At 56.3% G+C, this 11,900-nt stretch carries 9 protein-coding genes; 2 read left to right on the forward strand and 7 right to left on the reverse strand.

Features of this window, described 5'->3' with window-relative positions; genetic code table 11:
* Both purE and AAF465_09065 read left to right on the forward strand, forming a co-directional pair.
* Window positions 1-489 (forward strand): 5-(carboxyamino)imidazole ribonucleotide mutase, encoded by a 489-nt coding sequence (gene purE / locus AAF465_09060; protein MEM7082871.1) that lies wholly within the window; start codon window positions 1-3, stop codon window positions 487-489.
* The gene (locus AAF465_09065) at window positions 464-1,597 is read left to right on the forward strand and encodes a 5-(carboxyamino)imidazole ribonucleotide synthase (protein MEM7082872.1); all 1,134 of its coding nucleotides are present in this window, start codon (window positions 464-466) and stop codon (window positions 1,595-1,597) included. Before purE ends, AAF465_09065 begins: the two co-directional genes overlap by 26 nt.
* Before the next feature lie 12 nt (window positions 1,598-1,609).
* On the opposite strand, the gene AAF465_09070 is transcribed toward AAF465_09065, so the two are convergent.
* From AAF465_09070 to rlmH, 7 genes are all read right to left on the reverse strand, one after another.
* On the reverse strand, window positions 1,610-2,026 hold the full coding sequence (locus AAF465_09070; protein ID MEM7082873.1) for a thioredoxin domain-containing protein: 417 nt from the start codon (window positions 2,024-2,026) through the stop codon (window positions 1,610-1,612).
* Between the two features lie 126 nt (window positions 2,027-2,152).
* Complete coding sequence (locus tag AAF465_09075; protein ID MEM7082874.1) at window positions 2,153-3,328, reverse strand: ABC transporter permease; 1,176 nt, start codon at window positions 3,326-3,328, stop codon at window positions 2,153-2,155.
* Between the two features lie 514 nt (window positions 3,329-3,842).
* A complete protein-coding gene (tldD, locus tag AAF465_09080; GenBank protein MEM7082875.1) occupies window positions 3,843-5,297 on the reverse strand; it encodes a metalloprotease TldD in 1,455 nt (484 codons plus the stop codon).
* 75 nt (window positions 5,298-5,372) lie between these two features.
* Window positions 5,373-9,308, reverse strand: a complete 3,936-nt coding sequence (locus tag AAF465_09085) for a YhdP family protein (protein ID MEM7082876.1) — start codon at window positions 9,306-9,308, stop codon at window positions 5,373-5,375.
* A 2-nt stretch (window positions 9,309-9,310) separates the two neighbouring features.
* Window positions 9,311-10,783: a ribonuclease G gene (gene rng, locus AAF465_09090; GenBank protein ID MEM7082877.1), complete on the reverse strand. Its 1,473-nt coding sequence runs from the start codon at window positions 10,781-10,783 to the stop codon at window positions 9,311-9,313.
* Window positions 10,780-11,382: a Maf family protein gene (locus AAF465_09095; protein ID MEM7082878.1), complete on the reverse strand. Its 603-nt coding sequence runs from the start codon at window positions 11,380-11,382 to the stop codon at window positions 10,780-10,782. Before AAF465_09095 ends, rng begins: the two co-directional genes overlap by 4 nt.
* 47 nt (window positions 11,383-11,429) lie before the next feature.
* The gene (rlmH, locus tag AAF465_09100) at window positions 11,430-11,900 is read right to left on the reverse strand and encodes a 23S rRNA (pseudouridine(1915)-N(3))-methyltransferase RlmH (GenBank protein ID MEM7082879.1); all 471 of its coding nucleotides are present in this window, start codon (window positions 11,898-11,900) and stop codon (window positions 11,430-11,432) included.

Below are 11,900 nucleotides of genomic sequence, written 5' to 3' on the forward strand. Positions count from 1 at the left end.
ATGAGCATTCGAATCGGCATCATCATGGGGTCTAAATCGGATTGGGACACCATGCGTCACGCCACCGACACTCTCGAGGCGCTGGGTTTGCGTTACGAGGTGAAAGTCGTGTCGGCGCATCGCACACCCGATTTGCTCTTCGACTACTGTGCGGGCGCACGGGACCGCGGACTGGAGGTAATTATCGCCGGCGCCGGCGGTGCCGCCCACCTTCCGGGTATGGCCGCCGCCAAAACACCGCTTCCCGTTCTTGGTGTTCCAGTGCAGTCCAAAGCGCTGAACGGCATCGACTCACTGTTGTCGATTGCCCAAATGCCCGCCGGCATTCCGGTCGGCACGCTCGCCATCGGGCGCGCTGGCGCGGTTAATGCCGCGCTGCTCGCCGCTGCCATCGTGGCCAATCACGACGACGACGCACGCCGCGCACTGGATGCCTTCCGCGCAGCGCAAACTGAACGGGTGCTTGAGCAACCCGATCCCAGAGATTAAGCCGATGGCCTCCAGCGTCACGGTCGGCATCGTGGGGGCGGGCCAACTCGGCCGTATGATGGCACTCGCCGGCACACCGCTCGGCATCAACTTTGTGTTTCTCGACGCCAATGCCGACGCGCCCGCCGCCCGTCTGGGCGAAATGGTCATTGGTCGCTTCGACGACCTAGCCGCCCTTGAAGCGCTTGCGTCTCGAGTGGATGTGGTCACCTTCGATGTGGAGAACGTGCCCGCTAAGGTGCTCAAAAAAATTGGCGAACATACGCCGGTATGGCCATCCGCCGATGCACTCGACACCGCGCAAGATCGACTGTCTGAAAAGACGCTGTTTACGGAACTGGGTATTCCAACGCCATCGTTTGTCGCCGCCAGCACCGAACAAGAGCTCATGGACGCAGCCATCGACTGCGGCTTCCCGTGTGTCGTCAAAACACGCCGCATGGGTTACGACGGGCGCGGTCAGCGGTTTTTGCACAGTGTCGATGACGTGTCGACCGCGTGGAACAGTCTGAACAGCGATGCACTCATCGTCGAGTCGTTTGTGCATTTTGACCGAGAGGTTTCCATTATCGTTGCGCGCAATCGACACGGCGATGTTGTGCATTATCCGCTTGCCAGCAATTCTCACAGAAACGGCATCTTGCATGTCAGTGAAGCACCCTGGCATGACGAACGCGATACAGCCCTTGCGCAGAACTACGCGGCGAAATTGCTCTCACACTTTGATTACTGCGGCGTACTCACGATCGAACTGTTTTCGACCAAAGACGGACTCTTGGTGAACGAAATCGCGCCGCGCGTGCACAACTCCGGACACTGGACAATCGAAGGCGCCGAAACCAGTCAATTTGAAAATCACTTACGCGCCATCCTCAACTGGCAACTGGGCAGCACTGCGCCCCGCGGGCATTCGGCAATGATCAATTTCCTGGGCCGAATGCCCGACGCCAACACCTGCTATGCGGTGCCAGGCATGCACTTTCACTCGTACGGCAAATCCAATCGCCCCTCTCGCAAAGTGGGTCACGGCACGATTAACGCCACGACACCCGAAGCGGTGAGCGAGGCGGTCAGTCAGTTTGAGACGCTCTACACGCCGGACCTCTAACGCCGCCAATTCCTAGCTTGTGGTGCTGTCCAACGCAGCCTTCACTGCCACGGTTATGGCGTCGGCGTCCATTGCTTTCGTTACGCGGGAATACAGCTTCCCGGTGCGCGCGTCAACCAGCAACATAAAACCTGTGCGACCCTCGTTTTTAGCGTAATACTCCCCAATACCCAGCGCGTTAGCCAGCAGTCCCGACTGGTGGCGACGGGTATCGTCGGTGAGATCTAGTGTTAAAAACAACACGCGTTCATTGTCTAGATCGGCCTGGCTACGGGCTTTATTGATGGCGGGGTCCAACACCTTGCAGCTGCCGCACCAATCCGCATAAAACAACACGCTATACAAGGCGGGCTGAGCCGCGTGGTCGTCCGCCTGAGCGGGCATTGCCGCGGCAAATGCCAGGCACAAAACAACGATGATTTTTTGCATCGATTTCTCCATGTGAACAATGTCTGTGTGAACACAGACCGGCACCTGGAGAGAAATATTTCGCAATTGAGGCTGATTTGTTCAGGCGCCCAGCTCAAGCCGTATCCGTTACCCCATAGGCGGACACTACACCAGCAGTGATTCCTGGTAGTAGCGATAGACCGACAACATCGCCAAAACCAGCGCGAGAGCGAGCGTCGAGACCACCGATATCACCACCGCCTCGGGGGCCAAGGGAATGCCCTTCACCAACTCGGTGACGAGCAGGTGCTGACTGAGACTGGGTACGAGCATGAACGACGACTGTGGTTTAAGCGAAGCGAAAATCGCGAGCATGATGGGCAAGGTGGGCAACATCATGGCCATGGACAGATAGCTTTGCGCTTCCTTATACGTTTTGCTGAAGGTCGCGATGATTGTCATAAACGCCGCGCCGAACAGCACAAATGGCAACATGATTAAAAAGGTCTGGATGGCGATCGGAACGGAAAAATTGGCCACCATATTGATTTTCTCGAGTGGCAACAATTTCACGCTGAAATAGAATGCCACAATGCTCATGAACAAAGACATTGCCATGAATAATGATGTCGCGAGCAATTTGCCGATGATTAAACGGCCGCGAGAAACGGGCACACTGAGCAATGATTCAAGCGAACCGCGTTCGCGCTCGCCGGCGGTCGTGTCGATAGCCAAGTACATACCACCCATGAGCACGGCAAAAATAAAAAAGTACGTAATGACACCCACAATCATGATGGCACGCGATGCGGGTGTTGAAATGTCCACATGATCGATCGCAAGCGGCTCCACAACGACCGAACTGATGCCGCGTGCCTGAAGCCGCAAAACGCCCGTTTTTTTGTTGTAGGCCTGAAGAATGGCGGTTAGCCGGGAGAATGGTTTTTGTGTTTTCTGACTGGATTGATCGGCGACGGTCTGAACTGTCGCGGGCACGCCATCGCGAAAATGCCGCGGGAAGGACTCGCTGATGATGAGCATCACCGGGTATTCTCGATCGCGCACCAGTGCCTCACCATCAGTCGTGGCCGGTAGTTCCTTGAGCTGCACATTATTCTGACGAATAAACTGCATCAGATTTGGTGCGTACTCCGCGCCGATCACTGGAATCTCAAGCGTCTCATCCACATCGTCGAGCTGCGTGCTCAACATAATGCTGATCATGCCGGAAAAAACGAGTGGCCCAAGCAGCGGGCCGAGTAACAACGCGGACAACATGGTTCGACGATCACGAAAATTATCAGTGACTTCTTTCCAAAAAACGGTCAGAACAGCGTGCACAGCGCACTCCTTTGATAAACCAAACGGTATAAGTTGCAGGAACTTAGATGAATAACTAAACGCAATTTATAATCCAAGAGTAACCACTGCTTTGCATAACTTGTCGCCAATTTGAGACAGTTGTCGGCATCATGCGGTTTTGCGACCCTCTTAATCGACACACAGCGCTGCGCAGATTGCACGTTCGATACGCATCGTGCCCGCGCTGGCCAAGTAACAGTGTAAAGGTTTAAGACGGTTCTTGGGGGGTGTTTCGTACACGGAAGCAGAAGAGTACTTGGCCTCTTTCCCTGCTTCTGAGTGTCTTGAGTCTAAGCTTAAGACGCTCGCCCCGTTTTCTTTCTGTCCATCGGCCGCGCTAACGACTTCCATCGTTTTGACACTGCCCGCTACACGCAGCGTGTCACTGAATTACACCGACACGACCAGGAGGAGTGTGGTTGTCGATTCGATCGACTGCACACGGCGGTGTTCAAACAGTGAGGCGCGTTCACATGCACCGATCGCGCCTAAGTCAGCCTGTGCCACCAACTGTGAGCGTATCGATTTTCAGCGTGGGCTGACCTACCCCAACGGGCACGCTCTGCCCTTCTTTGCCACACGTTCCCACACCCGCATCGAGCTGAAGGTCATCCCCCACCATACTGACCTCCTTGAGCACATCCGGGCCGCTACCGATCAGCGTCGCACCTTTAACCGGCCGCGTCATTTTGCCCTTCTCAATCAAGTAGGCTTGGCTCGCCGAAAAAACAAACTTACCCGACGTGATATCCACCTCGCCACCGCCGAAGTTGGCCGCGTACAGTCCTTTGTCAACCGACGCGATTATTTCTTCCGGATTATGCGGCCCTGGCAGCATGTAGGTGTTGGTCATACGCGGCATAGGCAAATGCGCAAAGGATTCGCGTCGCCCGTTACCGGTTGCCGCCACACCCATCAATTTCGCATTGAGCTTATCTTGCATGTAGCCCTTTAACACACCGTTTTCGATCAAATGTGTGCACTGTGTAGGGTAGCCTTCGTCATCCACCGTAAGCGACCCGCGGCGATTAGGCAGCGTTCCGTCGTCCACTACTGTGCAATATTCCGACGCCACTTTTTGACCGACCGCCTGACTAAAGGCCGACGTTCCTTTGCGATTAAAGTCGCCTTCGAGACCGTGACCGATGGCTTCGTGGAGCAATATGCCAGGCCAACCGGGACCCAGAACGACGGTCATAGGCCCCGCTGGCGCCGCACCGGCCTCGAGATTGACCAGCGCCTGATCGACCGCCTCGCGACCCAATTCAATTGCGCGCTCGCCGTTGGCAAATGCGTCTAAACCATAACGGCCGCCACATCCGGCGTAACCCTGCTCGCGGCGCCCGTTCGATTCGACAATCACCGACACATTCATGCGTACCAGAGGTCGCACGTCGGCCGCCAAGGTGCCGTCGGCCGCGGCTACTAACATCTGCTCATGCACACCTGACATGGAGACGACTACCTCGCATACCCGACTGTCCATCGCACGCACCGCTTTATCCACGCGCTCAAGCAATGCAATTTTGGCATGATCGTCGAGTGTCGTGAGCGGGCTGGCTGGCTGATACAGCGGTGAGCCTGGCGTCCGACGCCACGCCTGCATACGCCCTTGCTCACCGCGTCGCGCAATCGCGCGAGCCGCCGTGGAGGCCTGATCAAGCGCGGGCAGGATCAACTCGTCGGCATACGCAAAGCCGGTTTTCTCCTCGCTGATCGCGCGGACCCCAACCCCTTGTTCAATCGACTGGCTGGCGTCTTTAACGCGACCGTCCTCGAGTGTCCAAGACTCTTGAATCGTGTGTTGAAAATACGCGTCCGCTTCGTCGATGCCCGGCGCCATCGCGGTGGCCAAGGTGCGCTCAACATCGGCGAGCGTCAGGCCAGCCCCGCCAAGCAAGTCGCGCTCGACCTGCTGGGTAATCACGTCATAACTCGGTAGTGCAATGGCGGACACACTGTCTCCTCATCTACGGCTGATCGAATAAAGAGCGATATTGTAGCGCATCGTAACGCCCACACCTTATTCGGGCGTCGGAGGCTCGACCGCTTCGTTGGACACCGGTGGCTCAGTCGACGAGCCCGCCGCACCCGTACCAACGTCATCCGGCTCGGTTTCCGGCGGCACATCGGGTCGCGCGGAGCCCGTGCGGGTGATCACCGGCTCTTCCCAACCACCGGTGATCGAGTAACTGACTTTGCCCATATTCTGCAGTGGTTTTTTGAAAATCTCCGTCACCACCAACAACGCGGCACCCACGGCCGGGCCTCCTGCAATCGCGCCGGCAATGGGCAGCGATGAGCCAAAATTAGCGTAGACGAGTGCGGTCTGGTCGTAGTCTTTTTCGATGATTCCGGTGCGACCGACAATCACCACATTGGCCGCGGGCCCTGACAGCGCCAAGTTGTCAGTGACGGCACTGCCTTCCTCGATAACAAAATCACCGGCGATTGAATCGAATCCAAAGCCCGAATCGAAGACATCGCGAAAGTCGAGATTCAGACGCCGAGGTAAAGCCCCGATACTCAACAACCCAAACACTCGTCCGGCGCCGGGATCCACAGACACCAGTTTCCCTTGCCCGATTTCGACCGTCAGCGTGCCCTCCACCGTCTCAAGATAGTTGGGCGTCCATCCGGTTGGCCAGTTCATCTCCAATTTTGCTGACGCGCTGTCGGCCTGCATAAACTCCGCAAAGTTGAGCGCCTTGAGCGTGTTCTGCACATTCGTTGAATTGAGTTCGCTGACTAGATATGTCGTCGACTCGCCGTTACCAAACACCCATGATCCGGTTGTCCGTGTAGTAAAGTCCTCAGCGGTGGTTGTAAACTCTCTGATCGCCACCAGATTTTGCCGAGCCTCAAGGTGGGCGACCAGCACCCCCAGATCGAAATCATTAAACCGAAACGAATTGACCAACGCTCGAAACGAAGGCGCGGAACGTGGGTCGACAGGCTCGTCGCTATCATTGCTGGCCCATTCCACCCGCTCGAATTGACCGATCACGGGGTCATCGGGCGTTACAACATGCGGAACCGATAGCAAGCCCTCCAGTTTTTCGCCCGTGAACGTGAACATCCGTCGCGCATCCTGCTTCGCCATCGTGAGGCGATTCGCACCGAATTCCTGTTGGAGCCCAGCAAGATTGACCACGTCAAGTTCGGCACTGTGAACGTCCACCCATGGCGAGTCCGACGCGTAGTGTTCCACGAACCGACTAATCTGCGACAAATCAAGATAGTCGACGTCGCCCACAATACGCACTTGTTCAAGACCGGGAAGCGTGGCCCCGCCCTGACCAAACCGTAGCTCACCCCTCGGCACGATCCAGCGACCATCACGACTCTGTACTTGAGCAATTACGTTGGTGTTATCGCCATAACCGGTCGTAACACGCAAACGATCCTCATCGATCACCGTTAACATGGCGTCGATAAAACGCGCTTCATCCGCGCGCTTGGCAAGCGGCGCCGGCAAAGTGATTGCCATGCCCTCGAGCGAGGAACGCAGGCGCGCCTGGAGCGGCATATTGCTGCCTACTGCGGGTAAGGCCAGCGACGCGCGCCAAGATGCCAAACCACTCAAATGATCCGCCAAACGCTCGTGCACATGACGCGCCAGCGACGATGGCCGAGTCGCGCCTCGCAGTTCGATGTCGGTTGAATACCCCTCCACAGAAGACGGCGACACCGCGATCTCAACCGGCTCACCAAGAAACTGTCCTTGGATACCACTGCCCGTCAGACCGTTTCTCGATGCCCGTAGCTCACCGCGTAAATCCGTGGCCGTTTGACGCCAATCGCGAAATTGAAACTGCGCTTCCTCAAACTGAAGGGCGACATCAAACTGCGTATCCTTACGGGCTTTTGTTGGGATGGTCAGATTGACTTGCGCACGGCCATCTCCAAAAAACTGCGCATCCGGCCAGCTTTGCCCCCAATTATCCACCAGTGGTGTCGCATCCAGAAACGCACGCATATCATCGAGCTGCGCAGACACGCCGCCTTCAACAAACACGATCGCTTTTTTAAAATCGTCAATCGAGGCCTGCGCATCATCGATGCTCAGCGTAAGTAGATTCGCTTTGGAAACCGAGCCACGAAGGCTGTTACGCTCAAACGTGAGGGTGGCATCCAGTGCTTCGATGTCTGGCCAGTCTTTAGCGTAGTGCAGTGTCGCACCCACTAAGTCAATGCTCGCCAAAAACTCACCATCCGCTTCGTTTACAAACGGAAATTTGTGCAGTGGCCCCTTCAGCTGAAAGCGCCCATTGCGCCCGGTACCGTCTGTCAATGCAGCGTCGAGCCAATTGAGCAATCGGCCCTTGAACCGATTGACCGGGAAGTAATGGTACGCGTTGCTCAAATCGAGCTCGTCGACCGCCAGGGACAGATCGCCGATCCAGCTAGAGTCGGGCGCGTCGCGACGCAGTCCAATTGACCCATTTACCTGGATGTCGGCATTTTGGAGCAAAAGATTATCGATCTGTATTGTGGTCCCTTCCGGTTCATGACTCCAGACCACGTCGGCGCGCACACTGTCCAGCGGCACCTCGTCACGCAACACGCCCGTCAGGTCGATCTGCTCAAGCGCTGTGAGGGTCATTCCCCCTTTGGTCCGACTGCCAAAAATGCGTGCGTCGAGACCCGAAAAACCAGGCCTGCCCTCCGCCCCACGCAGGCCCGCACCGCGAAGCGTTCCATCCAGCGCAAAATCCGCGATCGCGTCGTCGGTAAACAGGAAAAACCCATGAATATCAGTAACTCGTCCCGTGGGCGCATAGCGGCTATCTATATCCGCCACGTGCTCATGCGCTGGGAGTGCCAACGTGATGAGATCGTCGATGTTGAGCTCTGTTGCCGACAACTCGATTCGACGTGCGGTGTGGCCCGTCGACGTGCTCCGCTGCGATGATGTTGCGTCGCTCAAGCCATAACTGAGTCGCAATGTGCCCGGTGTTGAGTCGGCATGCGCCCCCAGTTCAACATCATCACCCTCAAGCACCCAGTAATTCGCCGCACCGCGCCAGGTATAGCGCCCGGCCACGCGGGCGATCGTTCGCTCGCTCGAGGCTACACGAACATCGCTCGCGTCGATCGTTACACTTGCTTCGCGCGGCTCGACGCCCACCGCACGTATCCATAGCGACAGTTCAACAGGCTCGCTCGTTGACCAATCTTGAATCTGCGTGATGTCCGACACTTTGGACCAATTGACGTTTTCGCCAGACACAAATCCGGTCCACGCGATCGACTCTGGCTGGTTTACCCGGCCCTCCGCATCAACGGAAAACTCAATGCGATCGCCACGTGTTTCAAGCTCCAATTCGCCTTCGAGATTGAGCAACTGATCGACTATCTGAAGGTCAACATCAAAATCGGGAATCGAGAATGCGTAACCCTCTTTGCGGTCTTCAACACTCAGCGCAACGTTGTTAATGCCAAAGACACCGTCCGCCACGCCCCACGCGGTGGTGGGCGCTGCATCGCCTTTGAGGGCGTCGATCGGTAAGTCTTGGATATACCAGGCACCCTCTTCATCCCGGTGCACGGTGAGCTCGAAACCCGACAGCGTCAGAATCGACGGATTGATTGAGCCGGTACGAAACCAATCCATAAGATCGATAGCCACCCGCAGCCGATCGGCGTTTAGCACCGTTTGCGTGCCGTCCTGCGACTGAATCGACACATCGTCAAACACGAGTTCCGGGCCATGCAAACGCCACCGGGCGTCGACACTGCCAACGGACAACGGATGGCCCAATGCGTCAGTGGCCGCCGATTCGATGCGGTCTTGCACATCCGGGATCAGCGGGACAGCGACGCGAAACAAGCCGATAAGCAAGGCCACGGACACGACCACCACAGCAAACGTCGCAGCGACAATTCGCCACACCCATCGAAGAAAACCGACTCGCGTCGGTTTTCGGGCTGGTCGGGTGTTAGGCTTATCGCTCATCGTTACATTAACACCACATCAAATTGCTCGACGTGGTAGCTCGATTCCGCCTGAACGCGAATCGGTTTGCCGGTATTAATTTCCACTTCCGCAAGGGATGACGATTCTTCATCGAGCAGCAGATCAATCACTTCCTGGCTCGCCAAAATCATGAGTTTCTGAAACTCGAACTGACGGTTTTGGCGCATAATTTCGCGAAAAATTTCATAGACAACGGTTTCTGCGGTTTTCACGTATCCGCGTCCGTTGCATACAGTGCACGACTCACACGTAATGTGCTGAAGACTCTCGCGCGTTCGCTTACGGGTCATTTCCACGAGCCCAAGCTGTGTCACTTCCGACACAAAAAACTTCACGTGATCACGGGACAAATACTTTTCGAGCGCTTGCAGGACCTGGTGCCGGTGCTCTTCGTCATGCATGTCAATAAAATCGAGAATGATAATACCGCCGAGATTGCGCAAACGCAGTTGTCGCGCGATCGCCTGGGCCGCTTCTAAATTCGTTTTAAAGATGGTGTCTTCTAAATTTCGATGTCCGACAAACGCCCCCGTGTTCACGTCCACCGTGGTCATCGCTTCAGTCTGATCGATGATCAGGTAGCCGCCCGACTTAAGACCCACTTTGCGATTCAGCGCCTTGTGTATTTCTTCTTCGACATTGTGAAAGTCAAATAGCGGGCGATCGCCGGAATAATGCTCAATGACAGGTGCCAACTCAGGAATAAACGTTTCGGCGAAGTGGCGCATATCATGAAACGCTTCGTCACTGTCAACGCGGATACGCTCGATCTCCGCATTGAGAAGATCGCGCAGGATGCGTTCGTGTAGCGGCAAATCCTGATACACCAACTCCGATGCACTGGCTTGGCGACTGCGCGCTTCGACAATGTTCCACAGTTTGGATAAAAACAGCATGTCGGCGCGTAATGCTTCGTACTGCGCGCCCTCCGCTGCTGTGCGTACGATGTAGCCGCCGCGGGTATCCGGATCGATAAACTGGGCTACCGTATCACGCAGTCGTTCGCGCTCTGTTTCGTCGTCGATTCGGGTGGACACGCCGACACCCTGGCCGTTTGGCATGTACACGAGGTAGCGCGATGGAATGGTAATAAACGTTGTGAGGCGAGCGCCCTTGGTGCCAATCGGGTCTTTGACCACTTGCACCAAAATCGAATCGCCGTCGCGCACCAACTCACGAATGTTATTAGGCTCGTCGAGCGCTTCGATTCCATCGTCATCGACATCCGGCGTGACGATGTCCGACGCATGCAAAAACGCCGTGCGTTCGAGACCCACATCGATAAAAGCGGCCTGCATGCCCGGCAACACGCGACTCACCTTACCGCGGTAGATATTGCTGACTAACCCGGTACGGCTGGCGCGCTCCATCAACACTTCCTGCAGCACACCGTTTTCAACGATGGCAACGCGAGTTTCGCCGGATGCCACATTGACCAATATCTCTTCTTTCATACGCTCTCTTCGCTGAGCCAGTCAAACGCATCAAACTGCGCCAGCAGTTGAGCGGTTTCTCGCACGGGCAAGCCCATGACACCCGAATAGCTGCCGCTCAGGCGCTCGACAAACAAGGCGGCCATTCCCTGGATGGCATAACCACCCGCTTTGTCGGCGGGTTCGCCGGTGGCCCAATAACGCGCAACGTCTCTTGGACCGATCAAAGCAAACGTGACGGCGCTTTGACTCAGTGCCCGTGCGCAACGAGTGGCGTCCATGACGGTCACCGCAGTCAGAACATGATGGGTGCGCCCCGATAATTGTGCAAACATTCTGGCGTGATCGTGTTGGTCGATGGGCTTACCCAACACCTCACCATCTGACACCACCACCGTATCTGACCCAATTACGACGCAGTCGTTGCATTTTGCCAACGCCGTGGCGGCTTTTTCATCCGCCATACGCCGCACGTAATCTTCGGGTAACTCGGAATCTCGTCTCGATTCATCGATATCAGCGGGGTGTTGCCGGTGCCGAACACCGAGCTGTGCCAGCAGCGCGGTACGGCGCGGTGACGCGGAAGCAAGCACTATAAGCCGTTGATTTTCTTTATTCATGAATCGTTTTGCCGCGTGGTTGGCGCTTGGCGAGTCACCGGCGTCGATCAAGCCCGATGATAGGGATGGCCAACACGCAAACTGTTCGCCCGATACAGAGCTTCTATCACAACCACGCGAGCCAAACCGTGCGGCAAGGTCAGTTTTGATAACGACCAGGATTCATTGGCGCGGGCGCGACACTCTTGGGAAAGGCCATCTGGCCCACCGATAAGAAACGCAAGGGGTCGAGCATCGAGAAATCGCTGATCAAGCCAATCGGCAAGTTGCTCCGTCGTGCGCATTTTCCCCTGCACATCGAGGGCGACAACATGATGGCTATCGTTAACGTGGGACAGCAGCGCTTTCCCTTCTTGCTCTTGATAAACGGACGGATTATTAGCCCGACTGCGCTTTGCGGTGGGTACCGCGATCACTGAGAAATGGAGCGGTTTAACAAAACGTCGGGAAAACTCGCTGACGCCCGACTCCACCCAGTCCGGCATGCGCTTACCCACGCAAATCAGTCGACAATCCAT

Source organism: Pseudomonadota bacterium (assembly GCA_039028935.1).
Taxonomy (GTDB): Bacteria; Pseudomonadota; Gammaproteobacteria; order Steroidobacterales; family SZUA-146; genus SZUA-146.